This is a genomic window from Streptomyces sp. TAA204 (assembly GCF_000424965.1).
The window spans coordinates 121,186-138,880 of the sequence record NZ_KE384282.1 but is presented as its reverse complement, the minus strand read 5'-3'; the positions used below and the strand labels follow the sequence as shown (position 1 = coordinate 138,880).

Here is a 17,695-nt window from a genome sequence, read left to right as displayed (position 1 = left end):
CCGCGCTCACGGCCGTGCGGAGCCCGTGGAGGGTGCCGGACCGGCTCCTTCAACCCCGGCCGGTCCGGAAGGACTCAGCGACGGCGCCGTGCGTACGCCGAAACGGTGCCGCAGCGCGGACAGCGCGGCCAGGTAGCCGGACATCCCGTGTACGCCCGGGCCCGGCGGCGTGGAGGCGGAGCACAGGAACACGCCGGGCAGCGGCGTGCGGTGAGGGTCGATGCGGGGCACCGGCCGTGCCAGCGACTGGTAGAGGGTCATCGCGCCGGCGCCGATGTCCCCGCCGACGTAGTTCGGGTTGTACGTCTCGTACTCGCCGGCCTTGATCCCCCGGGCGGCGAGAACCGTGTCCCCGAACCCGGGCGCGTACCGCTCGATCCGCGAGCGGACCAGGGCGACCGGGTCGCGGGTGTCGCCGTTGGGCACGTGGGCGTAGGCCCATACGGGCCGCTTGCCGCCCCGCGCCCGTCCCGGGTCGGTGACCGCCGGGTCGACGAGCAGGACGAAGGGCTCGTCCGTCGCCCGTCCCCGCACGGTCAGCCCTTCCTGGCGGGCGACGGCGGCGTGGGTGCCGCCCAGGTGGACGGTGCCCGCGCGGCCCAGCTCGGGGTGGGTCCAGGGGATGGGTTCCGAGACGAGGAAGTCGGCCTTGGCCGCGCCGGGGCCGTAGTGGAAACGCCTCAGAGCGCGGGCGTAGCCCTTCGGCAGCCGGTCCCCGGCCAGTTCGAGCAGCTGTGTGGGCGTGGTGTCGAGCAGCACGGCCCTGACGTCGCCGAGTTCCCGCAGGTCGGTGACGTGCCGCGAGGTGTGGAAGGTGCCGCCGTGCGCGCGGATGTCCTCGACCAGCACCTCGGCGATCCGTTCGCTCCCGCCGCGCGGCAGTGGCCAGCCCGTGCCGTGCGCGAGGTGGCCCAGCAGCATGGCGACCGCGCCGGAGGCGAGGCTGGGCAGCTTGCCCACGGCGTGCGCCGCCACACCGGTCAGCAGCGCGGGGGCGACCTCGTCGCGGAAGCCGCCCAGCAGCCGGGCGGTGGGCGAACCGGGCCGCCCGAGCGCCGTGCCGTGCGCGGGCAGTCTGCCCGCCAGCAGCAGCGGGGCCGTCAGGTCGCTCGGGAGGGAGCGCTGGCCGCTCATGAAGAACTCGACCAGACCGGCGCTGTGTTCCAGCAGCGGGGCCATCAGGCGCCGCCAGCGCGCGCCGTCCCGGCCCAGCGCCTCGCAGGTCGTCTCCAGGTCCGGGTAGGCCAGGCCCGCGCGTCCGTCGTCGAGCGGTTGCGCGTAGCTGACGGGAGGGTCGAGCAGGTCTACGCCTCGTTCGGCGAGTGCGAACTCGCGGAAGAACGGCGAGGCCGCGGCCATCGGGTGCACCGCGGAGCACACGTCGTGCCGGATCTCGCTGTCGAAGTACGCCTCGCCGCGCAGGCCGCCGCCGACGGTGGCGGCGGCCTCGTGGAGCTCGACCCGCAGACCGGCGCGGGCCAGGGTGACGGCTGCGGCGAGCCCGTTGGGTCCTGTGCCGACGATCGCCACGTCCGTGGAGGTGCTGCCGCCGTTCTTCACAGCGAGCCGCCCACCGACACCGTCTCCTGTGTCTGTGTCTGGTCCTGTGTCTGGCCCTGCGCCTGATCCTGCGCCTGATCCTGCGCCTGGTCCTGCGCCTGTGTCCGGGCAGTGGGGCCCGCCGCGGTGTTGGCCGCCTGCAGCTGCGAGTTCGCGAGCCGGTGGTAGAGCGGGTCGCTGCGCATCAGCTCGTCGTGCTTGCCGGAGGACTGCACGCGGCCCTCGTTGAGCACGACGATCTTCTCCGCGTCCACCACCGTGGAGATGCGGTGCGCGATCGCGATGACGGCGCAGCGGCCGGAGACCTTGCTCAGCGTCTCCCGGAACTCCCGTTCGGAGTCGGAGTCCAGATGGGAGGTGGCCTCGTCCAGGAGCAGCACGGCCGGCTTCTGCAGCAGCGCGCGGGCGATGCACAGGCGCTGGCGCTGACCGCCGGAGAGGCCGCTTCCCTGGTCGCCCAGTTCGGTCTCCAGTCCCTGCGGGAGGCCGTCGATGACCTTAGTGAGACCCGCGAGTTCGATCACTTCACGGATGTCGATCTCGCTGGCGTCGGGCTGGGCGTAGACGACGTTGTCCCGGACGGTGCCCCGCATGGCGGCGGTGTCCTGCTGTACGTAGCCCACCAGTTCGCGCAGGGTGTCCAGGGGCATCGACTCGATGTCCTTGCCGCCGACCTTGATGGTTCCGGCGTCCAGCGCGTGGAAGCGTTCGATCAGCTGGAAGAGTGTGGTCTTGCCGGCGCCCGACGGACCGACGATGGCGGTCATCCCCCGTGGCGGCACCGTGAAGGAGATGTCGGAGATCGTCTCCGGACTCTCCTCCGCCTCGGACTTCTTGTAGCTGAAGTGCACCGAGCGGAACTCCACCGCGTCCCTGTCCTCGGACAGCGACGACGGCGAGGCCGAGGACGGGGGCCGCAGCCTGTTGCGCATACGGTCGATGACGCCGCCCTCCTGCGGGAGGACGGTCAGTTCGTCCACGCGGCGGATCGCGGCGCGTCCCTGCTGGAACTGGCCGATGGCCAGGAAGAACAGCACGAGCGGCGAGACCATGTAGAAGAGATACATCACGAAAGCCGTGAGGTCCGCCATCGACATCGTCCCGCGCGTCACCCGCGTCATGCCGACGCCGACGACGACGGCGAGCGCCGCCTGCGTCCCCACGTTCATGGCAGGCATGAACAGGGCGTTGAGCCCGTTGACCCGTACGCCGGAAGTGCGCGCGCGCCAGGCGAGCCGACCTATTCGCTGCGTCTCGCGCTCCTCCGCGCGGGACGCCTTGACGGTGGGCAGCGCCGAGAGCGCACGCTGCACGTCCGAGCCGTAGGCGCTGGTGTCCTCGCGGTTGACGATCGCGGCCCGGCGGACGCTGCGCGCCAGCACGAGGGAGACGGCGCTGGCGAGGCCGAGGCACGCCAGGGTGATGAGCATCATCCACACGTCGATGAGGAACATGACGATGACACCGCCCACGACGGTGAAGCCGTTGATGACGAGTTGCGCCAGGCTCTGCGACAGCGCGATCTTCGCCAGCGAGGTGTCGGCGACGGTACGTGTGAGGACGTCGCCCTGCTGCTGCTTGCTGTAGGCGGCCAGGTCCACGCGCAGCAACCGCCGCGTGAGAAGCATCCGTACGTCGTAGACGATGTTCTCGCCGGCGCGCCCGATCAGGTACGCCTGGAGGGCGGAGAAGCCGCCGTCCACGCAGAACAGCACGACGAGCAGGAGGATCGACCAGGTGAGCGGGTTGTTCTGTCCCGCTTCCTTGATCAGTTCACCGATCGCGTACGGCTGTGCGAGCTGGGCGGAAACACCGATCAGGCCGACGAAGATGCCGGCCACCAGGAGCCCCCGGTGGCGCCGTGCCAGGTACCACACGGCGGCCGGGCCGGTTCCGCCGCCGCGCCTGCGGGCGTGCGCCGGACCGACCCACTCTTCCGAACCCTCCACGTGGAGGGTTCTGGAGCTCGCCTTCGCCTCCAGGGTGCTCACGGGCGGTCACCACCTCACTTGCGGGTGTATGTGCTGATGAACATGGGGGAGTCCTCCACCCAGGGCGTCTCCGCCCAGTCCGCCCAGCGCTCGACGGGCTGCAGCCCGGCGGCCGCAGCGTACTCGTCCACCTCCTCCGGCGTGGTGAGACGGGCGAGTTCGGAGCCCACGTTGGAGGTGCCGTTGTCGAACCAGATGTGCGAGGCGTGCCACAGCTTCCGGTCCTCGAAGACCGTGGAATACGTCAGCAGCCCGGTGTTCGGTTCCGGATACGGGATGAAGTACGAGGTGCGCTGCCGGCCCTCGTGCAGGGCCCGCAGGCCCTCCGGGTTCGACGTCTCCACCACGAGGAGGCCGTCCGGTGCGAGCCGGTCGGCGGCGTGCTGGATCGTGGCCCGCTGGTCACCGGCGTCCAGGATCATGGACAGCGTCGCGCAGACGCAGTAGACCAGCGGGTACTGGGCGTCGTCGGAGTAGCTGCGGATGTCGCCGTGCACCGCCTCGACGTCCGCGTCCGCCTCCTTGGCCTTGGCTCTCAGGTCCTCCAGCATCTCCGGCGAGGAGTCCACGCCGGTGACGGGGAAGGCGCGCTGGGCCAGCGGCACCGCCAGCCGGCCTGTGCCGACGCCGAGTTCCAGGGCGCGTTCACCGGGCCGGGGGTTGAGGGAAGCGAGCTTCCGCACGGTCGGCTCGGTGTAGTCACCGCCCGGGAAGATCCGGTCGTAGAAGCCTTTGAACTCCCGCCCGTAGCCGATGTCGTCCACGGCGCTCATCGGGGGCCTCCTCTCGGTCGCGGTCTGGCGGCGGACTTACTTCTTCTTCTTGGAGATCGACAGGGCGATGTAACCGGCGATGGCGATACCGATGACGGCGATGACGAGAGAAGCGGTGGACATGTGACCCCTTTCGGGAATCCGGTTGTGGTTCACCCGTCCTCACCGGTTCGAGGACGGACACTTCGGTGCCGGCTCAGGCAGGCTGCGCGGGCATGGCCTCGCGCGAGTCGTCCCGTATGTGGCTGTCGTAGGAGGGCCGGGAGGAGTGCGCGCCGCCGTTCTCGGCGTGGTCGCCCGGTGCCATGGGGGTGTAGGGCGAGACGAAGATGACCTCGGGGTCGTTCTCCTCGAAGCCCGTCGCCCTCACGAGCGTGAACTGGAAGCCCTTCACCCCCTCCGCCTGGCCGTCGTCCCGGATGCGGTGACGCAGGAACGCACACAGCATGCGGTAGGAAGGCAGCTTCACCATCGCGCTGAAACCCTTGTCCAGCTGGGTGATCAGCTCGGTGACGATGTCGAAGATCGCCTTCTCGGGCCTGCGTCCCGGGAACCAGAAGATCTGCGGCAGTTTACGGCCCACGATGACCTCCACCATCCGCCAGGACGAGGTCTCCCCGTTCTCATTGAGCGTGCGGTAGAGGATGTGGTAGTCGTGCTGCGCCGGAGTGGGCGCGAAGAAGCGCCAGTTGGGGAAGAGCGCCGAGAAGATGTCCATCTTCTGCGCCCTGTTGAACAGAGGGTTGGGGTGCTGCGCCGAGAGCGTGCCGAGCAGTACGGCCGCGGCGGCGGCCCGGGTGACGCCGCCCGGTCCCGTGAACGCGCGGGAGAGAGCGGACTGTCCGCCCTTGGCCGTACGGGCCAGGGTTCCGGCCAACGAGGCCGGAGTCTGCGAGCTGGTCATCGTGCCTCCTTGGACTGGTTCCCCGTGGAGCGGCCGGGACCGCCGCGCCGTCCGGTGGCCTTCTTCTCGTCCTTCTTCCCGTCGTCCTCGTGTGCCCCGACCTCGCCGAGGAACTCCAGGATGCGGTCTCCCACGTCGGTGCCGAGGCGGGCGTCGGTGAGCATGCTGTCGTGGTCCGCGCCCTCGATGACGGCGTTGCGGACGATGCGTCCCTCGCCGCGGTGGGCGGCGGCCAGTTCGTTGTGCATCAGCAGCTGTTCGGGGTCGCGGTCGACGGTGCGCTGCGCGGAGAGCACCAGTGCGTGTCCCCCGACAGGCGGGAGGGCTCCGCTGAAGGCGTAGAAGTCCTGCTCCGTCGCGTCCCATTCGCGCATTCCCGCCTCCCACAGACGGCTGTCGGCGTACTGCGCGAAGGCCCGGCTGCGGACCTCGACCGGGAGGCTGTGCACCCAGCGCGGGCGCACCAGTGTGGCTCCCAGGCCGGCGCGCAGGCTGCGCGTGAACATGTTCAGCCCGTCCTTGAGGCGGTCCGCCGCTTCCTGCTGCTGCTTGGAGCGGTTCAGCTCCTCGGGGTGCGAGCTGTCGAGGTAGATGACGCCGCTCACGCGGTCACCGAGTTCGCGGGCCGCGCGGCGTGCGAACTCGCCGCCGAGCGAGTGGCCGGCCAGGTACACCTCGCGGCCCTCGTCGACCGCCCCGTTGACGAGGTCGACCAGGTCGTCCACCGACTCCTGCAGCGTGTAGGGCGTTTCGCAGCGGCGCTTGCTGGGGCCGTAGCCGGCGCGGCTGTAGGTGACGATGCCGACGTCGCTCTCCTCGACCAGCTTGTCGGTGATCCAGCCGAAGTGCTCGGCCGTGGAGATCATGCCGGTGCCGAAGACCAGGACCGGTGAGTCGTCCTTCTCGGGAACGCGCTCGTTGTAGTGCAGTTCGTTGCCGTGGCGGGTGGTGACCACCCGTCCGTTCGGCCACGGGTCGGTCGCCCGCGCCCGGCGCATCGCGGCGAGGAACCCGGCGACGGTGATGCCGACGGCCGCCATGGACGCGGCGGCGGTCAGCATCCGGTCGTCCCGGCCGGTGACCGAGGGGTGGCTCTTGGGCGCGCTGGTGTAGGCGACCATCGGGTGCATCGCCTCGAACGCGGTGATGAAGCGGCCCAGGCCCATGAAGTAGCCGTTGGCCACGTGGAACGCGGCGGCGCTGGCCATGATGGGACGCGCCAGGGCGCCGCCCTTGAGGTAGGCGACCGGGAAGAGGCACTCCAGCGCGAGCACGCCGTGCGCCAGGTAACGGGCGGGCATGGGGTAGCGGTTGGTGAGGTTCCACAGGCCCTCGTGCCCGTAGGTGCGGGTACGCATGATGCCGTTGAGGGCCGAGCCGTCCCGCCAGGGCTGGCCGAGCAGCTTCACCCAGCCGGAGACGAGGTAGGAGAGGTTGGCCTGCAGCGCCACGTACCACAGCAGCGCGTCCTGCACCGCGGGCTGGGTGGACAGCCGGGCCATGCCCGCCGCGGTCTGCACGAACGAGGAGACCTGGTCGGAGCCGTCGGTGCCGTAGCGGTGGCGCGGGTAGAGCGCGGCGTTGCTCAGCCCGAGGAACATGTTGGCCGCGCCCCGCCAGCGGGAGTTGCCCGGTGCCAGCAGCGCGGCGCCCGCAGCGATGCGGCCGATGTGCAGAGCCTTCGTCACCTTGGGGTTGCCCACGGTGTCGAGGAGGCGCCGGGTGGGGCGGGTCGAACCGGCGTGCATGCCGCGGGCGATGGTCCAGTCGTTGAGCCCGCCGCGCCGGATCTGCCGCTGGTGGGTGATGTATTCGAGACTGGACGTGAGTGACGTGACAGCTGTGAGCCGCTCGGATATGCCGAGCGTACGGTCACGAGAGATCGGGACCGGCCCGAGAACTGTCGAGGTCAGCTTTTTGGCAAGCGATTTCACGTCGGTCTCCTCGGTGCCGGTGTCCCTGGGTGGGGGCCGCCTGGAATGTGGGGGAATCAGGCAGGAGGCGTGGTGCGAAGAATATGGGGAATTATCGGGTGGAACTGGAGTTCAAAAAACAGTTGAAATATATACGGAAACAACCGCGGAAAGATCGGCCCGGGAATGAGGGCTACCCGGCCGGCCGGTGCGATGACCGGCCGACCGGGAGAGTCCCGATATCACGTGGTCGCGCAGAAGGGGGTACTACGTGACCGCCTGATTACGGGGCTGCTGCAGGGATTCAGCCCTGGCCCGCCTCGAAGGCCGCGACCGTCGCCGAAGCGATGGCGACGCCGCCCAGGAAGGCGCCCGGGGTACCCATCACGGGGGTGTAGTCGGTGAAGACGACGCCGTCGGCGTCGGTGATCTCGACAGCGGACAGCTCCGCGGACTTGTTGATGTGCGAAGTAACGTCGTTCATGCGCACACTCCTGTTCTGGTCGATGTCTTTCGGCGGTGGTTCCGGCCGCAGGTCAGGTGACGGCCGGCGTGTGGTGCGGTGGTCAGCCGACAGCCTGGCCGGCCGCGTACGCGCCGGTCACGACGGCCGCGCCGCCGACGAAGGCACCGGCGAGGGCCGGGGTGGCGAGCACCGGGGTGGCCTCTTCGGCGATCTCGCCGGTGTGGCCCTCGTGGAGCTCGTCCTGGATCCGAAGGTTCAGCTTCTCTTCCAGCATGGGATTCCTCCTGTGCTCTTCGTGAGACGTGGCTGGCAGTTGTGCACGAAAGGCCTCGAAGCCAGGAACCCCGGGATGGAAACGAGCGCGGTCCCCCGTCGGGTGAGTTTTCGGTCGTCACCGAAAAACTCGAGCGAAGCGGGTATCTGTGCGCACGCTCACCCCGGCATCAATGTCTGGGTTCGCTTCCGCAGGGATGAAGATGCCAGTATCGGCCGAGCCGTTGAAGAGGAATTCGTGACAGTTTGCTGCAGGGCAGCACGACAGCTTCATGCCACGGAAGGTGAAGGTCTGAACCAGGATGTTACTGGCCAGTGTTGGGTTTCCAGGCCGCCGGAAACTAAGCTCAAGTAAAGCTCAATCCTGAGGAATTCGCACGGGGTTCGGCAAGGGTAAATCTGGATGGTGAAGGATATCCGGGTCCGCTCTGCTTCCACCGGCTTCGACCGTGCGGCCGAGAAAGTCCGGATTGGCCCCGGCCGGGTGGTTGGCACGGGCCCTGTACCGCCGTGTCCCGCCCTGTACCGCCGTGTACGGCCATGTGCCGTTACAGCCAGCCCCGCTCGCGGGCGATGCGCGCGGCCGCGTGTCTGTTCTCCGCGCCCAGCTTCGCCGCGGCCGCCGAGAGGTAGTTGCGCACCGTCCCAGACGTCAGCGAGGCCCGCTGAGCGATCTCCGCGACCGGAGCGCCGTTCGCGGCCAGATCCAGCAGCTCCGCCTCACGGGCCGTCAGCGGCGAGTCGCCGGCGCTGATCGCGTCCGCCGCCAACTCCGGGTCCACGTAGCGGACTCCGGAGTGCACCGCGCGGATGATCTCCGCGAGCTGCTGTGCGGAAGCCGTCTTGGGCACAAAACCCCGCACCCCCGCCGCGAGTGCCCGCTTGAGATGTCCCGGACGCGCGTGGCTGGTCACGATCATGTTCCTGCACGCGGGCAGCGCGTCGCGCAGCTGCGTCGCGACCTTCACACCGTCCGCCCCCGGCATCTGCAGATCGAGCACGGCCACGTCCGGCTCGTTCGCGCGCGCCATCGCCACCGCCTCCGGACCGGACGCGGCCTCGGCGACGATCGTCAGGTCCCCCTCCAGCGCGAGGAGGGCGGCCAGAGCACCGCGGATCAGATGCTCGTCGTCGGCCAGGAGCACGCGGATGGGACGGGCTCCGCCGCCCGCCGTGTCGTCACTCCGCCGTGCCGGAGACTCCTGATTCCCGCTCACTCCGCCGTTCCCTTCCCGCCCGGGGCCGTGCCGCCGTCCCCCGCCCGACGGCCGCCGAGTGGAACCTCGGCCGTCAACCGGAACGTACCCCTCTCGCCCTCTCCCGCCACACGCAGTGTGCCGTCCAGCCCGGCGAGACGCTCCCGCAGTCCCGCCAGCCCCGAGCCGCCGCGCGCACCGGCGGGCGCGTGAACCCCGTCGTTCTCCATCACCAGCAGCGCGTTGCCGCCGGTCTCGTCCGTGCCCACCCGCACCGTGCACCAGGTGGCGTCCGCGTGCCGCAGCACGTTCGTCGCACCCTCACGCACGACCCAGCCGAGAGCCGCCTGCACCGTCCCCGGAAGGCGCGAGTCGTCGGTCTCGGCCCGGCAGTCGACGCCGGCGGCACGCAGGATGCCACGGGCGCCGGCGACCTCGGTGGCCAGGTCGGCCTCGCGGTAGCCGCGCACCACCGCCCGTACCTCCGCCTGCGACTCACGTGCGATCCGCTGCACCTCGGTCATCTGCTCCACGGACGTCTCCGCGGGCGCCCCGCGCCGCACCAGCTGGACGGCCAGTTCGCCCTTGAGCGCGATCGCCGAGAGGTTCCGTCCCATCACATCGTGCAGGTCGCGGGCGAAGCGCAGCCGCTCCTCCGCGACCGCCAGCCGTGCCTGCACGCCGCGCGCCTCCTCCAACTCACGGACGACGGCGATGTACCAGGCGGAGGACCTGCCGGTGAAGACGGAGATCAAGTTGCCCAGGCCCAGCACGATGGCCGCCGCCGCCACGTTCGCCCACGGCATGCCGGCGGCGGCCAGTGCTGTCACTGCGATGACGACGAACACGCCGAGCGTCAACGCGGCCGTACGGCGCGGCACCGCCAGACCGAAGGTCAGGGCGAACGGCGCCAGTGTGCCGTACAGCGCAAGGCCGACGGTGACACCCCCTTCGACCGCATCGAGTGCGACCAGGGTCACCGTCAGCGCGGACATGACCCCCATCGGCCCGGCCAGCAGTCCCAGCCGGGCCCAGGAGATGGTGCGCGTGCCCAGGTAGCTGTCCATGGCCTGCTGCAGCAGCCCCGTGCACAGCAGGCACTGCACCAGACCCATCACGAGGACGGACCACGCGAGCGCGAGCGGAAGCGCGCCCGGGCCGGTGTTCGGCAGGAGCTGGACGACGAAGCCGATCAGCATCGCCCACGCGTAGAGGACGAGCATCCACCGTGTCGACGCCTCGACCTGCTCGTGGCTGCTGCGTTCCTGCCACCGGCGGTACCTGGGCGACATCCACCAGCCGATCACGTGGCCGCGCTCCTCACCGGAACTCCTCACCGGTCGTCCCGTGTCTGTGTCTATCGCCGCGGCTCCCAGCGGAACCACTGGCGTACAGCAAACACCGCGAGCACGATCCAAACGACCGCGACACCCAGCGCCTTGAGCGTGTCCATGCCGTCCAGCGTGCCGACCCAGCCGCCGCGCACCAGTTCCATGACGGGCGAGACCGGCAGCAGCGAGCAGATGTTGGCCAGCGTGTCCGGCATCACGTCGAGCGGAACCACGATGCCCGAACCGACGAAGGAGACCGCCATGAACGGGAACGAGGTGATCTGCGACGCCTCGGTGGTCTTGGTGAACGCGGCGGAGACCGCGGCGATCAGCACCATCATCGCCAGCCCCAGCAGCAGCCCCGCGGCGACGAGTTCGGGCCGCTCGGGCGCCTTGAGGTCGAGCAGGACGGCACCCACCCCGAGCAGCAGCACACACTGCCCGAGCGCGAGGATCACCGACGGCAGCGAGGCTCCGGTGAGGATCTCGTTGTCGCTGGCCTCACCGGTACGCAGCCGTTTGAGCACCAACTCCTCGCGACGGGTGACGTAGATGCCCGTCATGTTGGCGTACACGGCGAAGACCAGGACGTAGCCGATCGACCCCGGCACCAGCACGGTGCCCATGGACAGCCCGGTGCCCGAGAGGTTCATACCGTCGGCGGTCTGCCGCATCAGGACCGTCAGCAGCACGGGAGTTGCGAGGGCGACGAAGAGCGCCGCCTTGTTCCGCATCAGCAGTGTCAGTTCGGCCCGGCCGAGGGAGCGCAGCCGGCGCCCCGTGCCCGAGCTGGTGACCTTGCGGGGTGCGTTCATCGTGGTCGCGTCCGTGGTGGTCATACGGGCGACACCTCCTTCTCGTCGGGCGCCGCCGCGCCGGGCTCGCCCTCGCCGCCGGCCGTGCCGGCCTCGTCCTCGTCGGAGGCCAGCTGAGCGATCTCCAGGAACACCTCTTCGAGCGTCGCGGTACGCGCGTGCAGGCCGTGCAGCTCGACACCGGTCTGCCGGGCCCACAGCAGCAGGTCGGTCAGGGCGTCCTGGAGCTGCGGCGTACGGACCTCCACGCGCTGCCCCCGCAGCGTGGGTTGCGGCAGCGTGTGCGGCAGCGTCTGCGGCGGTACGCCCTCCGGCAGCGTGAAGCGGATGCTGGACGGCCGCTCGGCGACGACCTGGTCCGGGGTGCCGGCGGTGACGATGCGACCGGAGCGCATGATGGCCAGCCGGTCGGCCAGCTCCTCGGCCTCCTCCAGATAGTGCGTCGTCAGCAGGACGGTCGTGCCGGCCGCCCGCAGCTGGCGCACCAACTCCCAGGTGTCCCGGCGCCCTTCGGGGTCCATGCCGGTGGTCGGCTCGTCCAGGAAGAGCACCTCGGGACGGCCGATGAGCGCCATCGCCAGGTCCAGGCGCCTGCGTTCACCGCCGGAGAGCTGCTTCACGCGTACGTCCGCACGCCGGCCGGAGAGGCCGACCTGTTCGAGTACCTCGCCGATGGGGCGTGCGTCGCTGGTGCAGCCCGCCCACATCCGTACGGTCTCGGTGACCGTCAGTTCGGAGGGGAAGCCGCCTTCCTGCAGCATCACGCCGGTACGCGGACGTACCGCGGTGCGCTCCGAGTACGGGTCGAAACCCAGCACCCGGACCTGACCCCCGCTCGGCCGGGCGAGCCCTTCGAGGAGCTCGACCGTGGAGGTCTTGCCCGCACCGTTCGTCCCGAGCAGCGCGAAGATCTCTCCTTCGCGCACCGAGAACGAGACGCCGCGCACGGCTTCGAAACCCTTTGAGTATCGCCGTTTGAGTCCTTCGACCTCGATCGCATCCATGGCCACATCCTTCCGCGCGGACGGGCCGGTGGGGAGTGGCCGCTGTCATGAGTGCGGATGACGAACGTCATACGGCGGCCGTGCGGAACGCACGGAGGGCGGCGCGTAAGGCAACAGCAGGGCCCCGGCCGATGACCGGGGCCCTGTCTGAACCGAGCGGACGACGAGGTTCGAACTCGCGACCTCAACCTTGGCAAGGTTGCGCTCTACCAGCTGAGCTACGTCCGCGTGCTTCCACCCGGCTTTCCACCGAGTGGCGCGTCCCTCACCTTACCTGATCGTTTCCGATGCAGGCCGGTGAAGGAGAGAGCGGGTGACAGGAATCGCACACTGCGCCTCCCCCTTGGAAAGGGGGCGCTCTACTACTGAGCTACACCCGCGTGGCCCCGGAAGGTTTCCCTTGCGGCGACGGGCCAGACTCTAGCGGATCACCCGGGGTGTGTGGCAAGTCGGGCCGCCCGGCCCGTCGTACGGGCCGGGCCAGGAGTCAGCGGGAGGCGTTGAAGGCGTCGTAGATCTTCTTCGGGATGCGGCCGCGCGCGGGCACCTCGAAGCCGTTGGACTCGGCCCAGGCGCGTACGGCCCGCGGGTCCGGGGCGACCGAGGTGCGGTGGTAGGCCTTGCCCGACTTGGCACGCTTGCGGCCGGCCTCCACGAAGCGGGCCAGCTCCTCCCTCAGTTTCTTCGCGTTGTCGAGGTTGAGGTCGACCTCGTACGACTTCCCGTCGAGCCCGAAGGAGACCGTTTCCGATGCCTCTCCGCCGTCGATGTCGTCGGAGAGTGTCACCACTACGCGTTGCGCCACGGATATCGGACCTTCCATCAGGTTCACGAATTGGATCACTCGGCTTTCGTACCCGCACGCCGCAGCCAGGGTGCGAGTGATCCGGAGGATTGGGGGCGGTGTCTTTATCTTTTGTACAGCGGCGGGCTTTGCAATGTGAAGCGAGAGTATTTCGACTCGCGTGTCAGACCGCAATCGGGACCATACTTTTTTCACGGCATTTTTCCCAGAGCTGCGGGTGGCCGCCGCGATCCGGCAGGGCCGCGGAAAGCCGCGGCGGGCGGGATATCAACACGCGTAGATTCTCCGGACCGGTACGCTTGCGGACGCGTCGCCCCGTTCCTGGCCGGTGCGTTCCTCCTCGGAGGCACTTCCGGCCGGCCGCGGCACGTACCAGCGCTCCAGCACCACCACCATCACCGGGAGTACCTGTGGCTCGCGTCGTAGTCGACGTCATGCTGAAGCCGGAGATCCTCGACCCGCAGGGACAGGCGGTGCAGCGCGCACTGCCCCGTCTCGGTTTCGGGGGCGTCGACGGCGTACGCCAGGGCAAGCGCTTCGAACTCGAGGTGGCGGAGCCCGTCACCGACGACGTGCTGGCCCGCATCCGCGAACTCGCCGAGACCTTCCTGGCGAACACCGTGATCGAGAACTTCACCGTCCGCGTCGAGGACGGCGAGCCCGCTCAGGGAACACCGGCGTGAGCGGCGGTATCGGCCGTATCGGGGTCGTCACCTTCCCCGGATCGCTCGACGACAGCGACGCACGGCGCGCCGTCTCTCTCGCGGGCGGCGAACCCGTCGCCCTCTGGCACCGCGACAAGAATCTGCACCAGGTGGACGCGGTCGTTCTGCCAGGAGGATTCTCCTACGGCGACTATCTGCGCTGCGGAGCCATCGCCCGTTTCTCCCCCGTCATGGAACCGCTGCTCGAACAGGCGCGTGCGGGCATGCCGGTGCTGGGTATCTGCAACGGCTTCCAGGTGCTGTGCGAGTCGCATCTGCTGCCGGGCGCCCTGACCCGCAACGACCACCTGCACTTCGTCTGCCGCGACCAGAGACTCCGCGTCGAGCGCGCGGACACCGCCTGGACGGCCGACTACGCCCCGGGCCAGGAGATCACCGTCCCGCTGAAGAACGGCGAGGGCGGCTACGTCGCCGACGAGCGCACCCTGGACGCCCTGGAGGCCGAGGGCCGTGTCGTCTTCCGGTACACCGGCGGCAACCCCAACGGCTCCCGCCGCGACATAGCGGGCATCACCAACGAGGCCGGGAACGTGGTCGGCCTCATGCCGCATCCCGAGCACGCCGTCGAGACCCTGACCGGGCCGACGACCGACGGGCTGGGCTTCTTCACCTCGGTACTCAAGAGGCTGGTCACCGCATGACGCCGTCCCCGCAGCAGCCCGCGTCCTCCCAGCCGCCCGCGTCCCGTGCGGCTCTCGACACCGTCAAGCACGCCGCGGACACCCCGGCCACCGGCCAGCCCTGGGCCGAACTCGGCCTCAAGGAGGACGAGTACGCACGCATCCGCGAGATCCTCGGCCGCCGCCCCACGGGCGCCGAACTCGCCATGTACTCGGTGATGTGGTCCGAGCACTGCTCCTACAAGAGCAGCAAGGTGCATCTGAAGCAGTTCGGCGAGAAGGCACCGCGGAGCGACGCGCTGCTCGTCGGCATCGGAGAGAACGCCGGCGTCGTCGACATCGGCCAGGACTACGCGGTCACCTTCAAGGTCGAGTCGCACAACCACCCCAGCTACATCGAGCCCTACCAGGGCGCCGCCACCGGCATCGGCGGCATCGTCCGCGACATCCTCGCCATGGGTGCCCGCCCCGTGGCCGTGATGGACCCGCTGCGCTTCGGCGCCGCCGGCCACCCCGACACCAGGAGGGTGCTGCCCGGCGTCGTCGCGGGCATCGGCGGCTACGGCAACTGCCTGGGCCTGCCCAACATCGGCGGCGAAGCCGTCTTCGACGACTGCTACCAGGGAAACCCACTGGTCAACGCCTTGTGCGTGGGTGTGATGAAGCATGAGGACATCCACCTTGCCCAGGCATCCGGCACCGGCAACAAGGTCGTCCTCTACGGCGCCCGCACCGGCGGCGACGGGATCGGCGGGGTCTCCGTGCTCGCGTCCGAGACCTTCGAAGAAGCCAGTCCCGACCGGGGGCCCGCCAAGCGCCCCGCCGTGCAGGTCGGCGACCCCTTCCAGGAGAAGCTGCTCATCGAGTGCACCCTGGAGATCTTCCGGGAGAGGCTCGTCGCGGGCATCCAGGACCTCGGCGGGGCGGGCCTGTCCTGTGCCACGTCCGAACTGGCGAGCGCCGGCAGCGGCGGCATGCGCGTCGAGCTGGACACCGTGCCGCTGCGCGACTCCTCGCTCTCCCCCGAGGAGATCCTGATGAGCGAGTCGCAGGAGCGGATGTGCGCCGTGGTCGAGCCGGACAAGGTCGGCCGCTTCATGGAGATCTGCGAGAAGTGGGACGTCACCGCCACCGTCATCGGAGAGGTCACCGAGGGCGAGCGGCTGGAGATCCACTGGCACGGCGAGCAGATCGTCGACGTGCCGCCGCGCACCGTCGCACACGAAGGCCCGGTCTACCACCGGCCGTACGAGCGCCCCTCCTGGCAGGACGGGCTCCAGGCCGACGACCCCGCCGCGCTGCCGCGCCCCGGCACCGGTGAGGAGCTGCGCGCCGCCGTCCTCGCGATGATCTCGTCGCCGAACCAGGCCGCCAAGTCCTGGATCACGGACCAGTACGACCGCTACGTCCTCGGCAACACCGTGCTCGCGCAGCCCGAGGACGGCGGCATGATCCGCGTCGACGCCGGGACGGGCCTCGGCGTCGCCGTGGCCACCGACGGGAACGGCCGCTACGCCAAGCTCGATCCCTACACCGGTGCGCAGCTCGCGCTTGCGGAGTCCTACCGCAACGTCGCCGCGACCGGCGCGCGTCCGCTGGCCGTCACCGACTGCCTCAACTTCGGCTCGCCGGAGGACCCGGCGGCGATGTGGCAGTTCGCCGAGGCATGCCGCGGCCTGGCCGACGCCTGTCGTGAGCTGGGCACCCCCGTCACCGGCGGCAACGTCTCGCTCTACAACCAGACGGGCGAGGCCGCGATCCACCCGACGCCGGTCGTGGGCGTGCTCGGCGTCATCGACGACGTGAGCCGCCGCACGCCGATCGGCTTCGCGCAGGAGGGCAGCCTGCTTTACCTGCTGGGGGACACCCGCGAGGAGCTGGGCGGCTCGGCCTGGTCGCAGGTCGCGCACGGTCACCTGGGCGGGCTGCCGCCGGCCGTCGACCTGGAGCGGGAGCGCCTGCTCGCCGAGATCCTCATCGCCGCCTCCCGGGACGGCATGGTCGACGCAGCCCACGACCTGAGCGACGGCGGCTTCGTGCAGGCGCTCGCCGAGTCCTGCCTCAAGGGCGGCAGGGGCGCCCGCGTCGTCGTGCCGGAGGGGCTGTCGCCGTTCGTCTTCCTCTTCTCCGAGTCGCAGGGACGCGCGCTGGTCGCGGTTCCGCGCAGCGAGGAGGTCCGCTTCAACGACATGTGCGCGGCCCGCGGAATGCCGGCCGCGCGCGTGGGCGTGGTGGACGGGGACGCGATCGAGGTGCAGGGCTCGTTCAGCATTCCGCTGGAGGAGATCCGCGAGGCGCACGAGGCCACGCTCCCGGCCCTCTTCGGCTGAGAGCCGGCCGCGCACGGGGGTGCGGGCATCGCACGCGGTGCCCGCGGGCCGGGTGGTGCCCGCATGCCGGGTGGCGGGTACGGGCCGGGCGGTGTCCGCGGCGGGCGCGGCGCGGATGGGCGGTCACGTCAGTGCCGGGCTCATACGGGCCCGTACGGCGGCGCTGTGCGGCACGGGCGGCAGTACGGGGCTCCAGCCGGAGTCCAGGAGCCGCGGAAGGTAGTGGCGCAGCGCGGTGACGCTCTGCGAGCAGTCCGCACCGCCGTCGTGGGAGAGGACGACCGCTCCCGGAGTGACGTTCTCCAGGACCGTCGAGACGATCTGCGGCACCCCGGGCTGTTTCCAGTCGCACGTGTCGACCGACCATCCCAGCGGGCTCATGCCGAGTTCGGCGGATATCGCCAGCGTCTCCTCGTTCCACGCGCCGTACGGGGCGCGTGAGAGGGCGGGCGGGGCCCCCACCGCGCCGGTGATGAGTTCGCTCGTACGGACGAACTCCTCGCGGGCCTCCTCGTTGCTGAGCCGGGTCAGCAGGGGGTGGCTCCACGAGTGGTTGCCTATTCGGTGGCCGCCGTCCGCTATCGCCTGGAGGAGTCCGGGGTTGGCCTCGGCGTTCTCGCCGAGTACGAAGAACGTCGCGTGCACCCGGTGTCTGCGCAGTACCTCCAGCACCTCGGGGGTGTGGGCGGGGTCGGGCCCGTCGTCGAAGGTCAGCGCGACCTCGCCTCCCTCCGGGGCGTCCACGGTGTAGGTGACGGCCGCGCTCGCGCGAGGTGCGTGAGTCGCCGCACCGGTCTGCGGCCGCAGCCGGTAGTTCTGCGGACCGCCTGCCGCACGGTGCCCGCCGGCGGCGCTCGTGCCGGGGGCGCGGCTCGCGGCGGCGGCACCGGTGACGTGGGTGGCGCAGGCTCCGGCGAGGAGCGCTCCGCCCAGGAAGATGCGTCGGGAGGTGGTGTGTGAGCGAGAAGTCATGCGTACGTACTGCCGTG

General features: G+C 70.1%; 16 protein-coding genes and 2 tRNA genes. 3 read left to right on the top strand and 15 right to left on the bottom strand.

The genetic code is table 11. The annotated features are described in order from the left end of the window. Window positions 1-6: 6 nt before the first annotated feature. The 14 genes from H343_RS33135 to H343_RS0126890 all read right to left on the bottom strand — a co-directional run bounded on the left by H343_RS33135 (window position 7) and on the right by H343_RS0126890 (window position 13,031). Window positions 7-1,560, bottom strand: a complete 1,554-nt coding sequence (locus H343_RS33135; protein ID WP_037905356.1) for a phytoene desaturase family protein — start codon at window positions 1,558-1,560, stop codon at window positions 7-9. Next, window positions 1,557-3,551: an ABC transporter ATP-binding protein gene (locus tag H343_RS33130; protein WP_486587070.1), complete on the bottom strand. Its 1,995-nt coding sequence runs from the start codon at window positions 3,549-3,551 to the stop codon at window positions 1,557-1,559. Before H343_RS33130 ends, H343_RS33135 begins: the two co-directional genes overlap by 4 nt. A 14-nt stretch (window positions 3,552-3,565) precedes the next feature. Continuing rightward, the gene (locus tag H343_RS0126950; protein WP_028433654.1) at window positions 3,566-4,324 is read right to left on the bottom strand and encodes a class I SAM-dependent methyltransferase; all 759 of its coding nucleotides are present in this window, start codon (window positions 4,322-4,324) and stop codon (window positions 3,566-3,568) included. A gap of 196 nt (window positions 4,325-4,520) precedes the next feature. Next, the gene (locus H343_RS33125; RefSeq protein WP_486587069.1) at window positions 4,521-5,228 is read right to left on the bottom strand and encodes a hypothetical protein; all 708 of its coding nucleotides are present in this window, start codon (window positions 5,226-5,228) and stop codon (window positions 4,521-4,523) included. Next, window positions 5,225-7,162 (bottom strand): alpha/beta fold hydrolase, encoded by a 1,938-nt coding sequence (locus H343_RS33120; RefSeq protein ID WP_051266157.1) that lies wholly within the window; start codon window positions 7,160-7,162, stop codon window positions 5,225-5,227. Before H343_RS33120 ends, H343_RS33125 begins: the two co-directional genes overlap by 4 nt. 283 nt (window positions 7,163-7,445) lie before the next feature. Next, window positions 7,446-7,625 (bottom strand): hypothetical protein, encoded by a 180-nt coding sequence (locus H343_RS0126930; protein WP_028433653.1) that lies wholly within the window; start codon window positions 7,623-7,625, stop codon window positions 7,446-7,448. A gap of 82 nt (window positions 7,626-7,707) precedes the next feature. Next, window positions 7,708-7,881 (bottom strand): hypothetical protein, encoded by a 174-nt coding sequence (locus H343_RS35415; RefSeq protein WP_158679626.1) that lies wholly within the window; start codon window positions 7,879-7,881, stop codon window positions 7,708-7,710. Window positions 7,882-8,428: 547 nt separating this feature from the next. Next, entirely contained in the window at window positions 8,429-9,031 is a 603-nt protein-coding gene (locus H343_RS0126920) for a response regulator (protein ID WP_028433652.1), read from the bottom strand. A gap of 62 nt (window positions 9,032-9,093) precedes the next feature. Continuing rightward, on the bottom strand, window positions 9,094-10,413 hold the full coding sequence (locus H343_RS33115) for a sensor histidine kinase (protein WP_486587068.1): 1,320 nt from the start codon (window positions 10,411-10,413) through the stop codon (window positions 9,094-9,096). Between the two features lie 20 nt (window positions 10,414-10,433). After that, the gene (locus tag H343_RS0126910) at window positions 10,434-11,246 is read right to left on the bottom strand and encodes an ABC transporter permease (protein WP_051266148.1); all 813 of its coding nucleotides are present in this window, start codon (window positions 11,244-11,246) and stop codon (window positions 10,434-10,436) included. Then, window positions 11,243-12,226, bottom strand: coding sequence for an ABC transporter ATP-binding protein (locus H343_RS33110; protein WP_051266144.1), 984 nt, complete (start codon window positions 12,224-12,226; stop codon window positions 11,243-11,245). Before H343_RS33110 ends, H343_RS0126910 begins: the two co-directional genes overlap by 4 nt. A 155-nt stretch (window positions 12,227-12,381) precedes the next feature. Further along, window positions 12,382-12,454, bottom strand: a tRNA-Gly gene (locus H343_RS0126900). Between the two features lie 80 nt (window positions 12,455-12,534). Then, window positions 12,535-12,606, bottom strand: a tRNA-Gly gene (locus tag H343_RS0126895). 107 nt (window positions 12,607-12,713) lie between these two features. After that, window positions 12,714-13,031, bottom strand: a complete 318-nt coding sequence (locus H343_RS0126890) for a histone-like nucleoid-structuring protein Lsr2 (protein WP_028433650.1) — start codon at window positions 13,029-13,031, stop codon at window positions 12,714-12,716. A 410-nt stretch (window positions 13,032-13,441) separates the two neighbouring features. Here H343_RS0126890 and purS point away from each other — a divergent pair, with 410 nt between their 5' ends. From purS to purL, 3 genes are read left to right on the top strand one after another with little or no spacing between them, the layout of a single operon-like run. After that, complete coding sequence (purS, locus tag H343_RS0126880) at window positions 13,442-13,714, top strand: phosphoribosylformylglycinamidine synthase subunit PurS (RefSeq protein WP_028433649.1); 273 nt, start codon at window positions 13,442-13,444, stop codon at window positions 13,712-13,714. After that, complete coding sequence (gene purQ, locus H343_RS0126875; RefSeq protein ID WP_028433648.1) at window positions 13,711-14,397, top strand: phosphoribosylformylglycinamidine synthase subunit PurQ; 687 nt, start codon at window positions 13,711-13,713, stop codon at window positions 14,395-14,397. The genes purS and purQ overlap by 4 nt, the downstream gene beginning before the upstream one ends. Further along, a complete protein-coding gene (gene purL / locus H343_RS33105) occupies window positions 14,394-16,706 on the top strand; it encodes a phosphoribosylformylglycinamidine synthase subunit PurL (RefSeq protein ID WP_051266141.1) in 2,313 nt (770 codons plus the stop codon). The genes purQ and purL overlap by 4 nt, the downstream gene beginning before the upstream one ends. A gap of 123 nt (window positions 16,707-16,829) precedes the next feature. On the opposite strand, the gene H343_RS33100 is transcribed toward purL, so the two are convergent. Next, complete coding sequence (locus tag H343_RS33100; protein WP_078506148.1) at window positions 16,830-17,678, bottom strand: polysaccharide deacetylase family protein; 849 nt, start codon at window positions 17,676-17,678, stop codon at window positions 16,830-16,832. Window positions 17,679-17,695: the final 17 nt, after the last annotated feature.

What these genes read in the sequence shown, in the direction of transcription:
- H343_RS33110 (WP_051266144.1), bottom strand. Translation starts at nt 12,226, where the DNA reads ATGGATGCGATCGAGGTCGAAGGACTCAAACGGCGATACTCAAAGGGT.
- purL (WP_051266141.1), top strand. Translation starts at nt 14,394, where the DNA reads ATGACGCCGTCCCCGCAGCAGCCCGCGTCCTCCCAGCCGCCCGCGTCC.
- H343_RS35415 (WP_158679626.1), bottom strand. Translation starts at nt 7,881, where the DNA reads ATGCTGGAAGAGAAGCTGAACCTTCGGATCCAGGACGAGCTCCACGAG.
- H343_RS0126930 (WP_028433653.1), bottom strand. Translation starts at nt 7,625, where the DNA reads ATGAACGACGTTACTTCGCACATCAACAAGTCCGCGGAGCTGTCCGCT.
- H343_RS33125 (WP_486587069.1), bottom strand. Translation starts at nt 5,228, where the DNA reads ATGACCAGCTCGCAGACTCCGGCCTCGTTGGCCGGAACCCTGGCCCGT.
- H343_RS0126910 (WP_051266148.1), bottom strand. Translation starts at nt 11,246, where the DNA reads ATGACCACCACGGACGCGACCACGATGAACGCACCCCGCAAGGTCACC.
- H343_RS33100 (WP_078506148.1), bottom strand. Translation starts at nt 17,678, where the DNA reads ATGACTTCTCGCTCACACACCACCTCCCGACGCATCTTCCTGGGCGGA.
- H343_RS0126950 (WP_028433654.1), bottom strand. Translation starts at nt 4,324, where the DNA reads ATGAGCGCCGTGGACGACATCGGCTACGGGCGGGAGTTCAAAGGCTTC.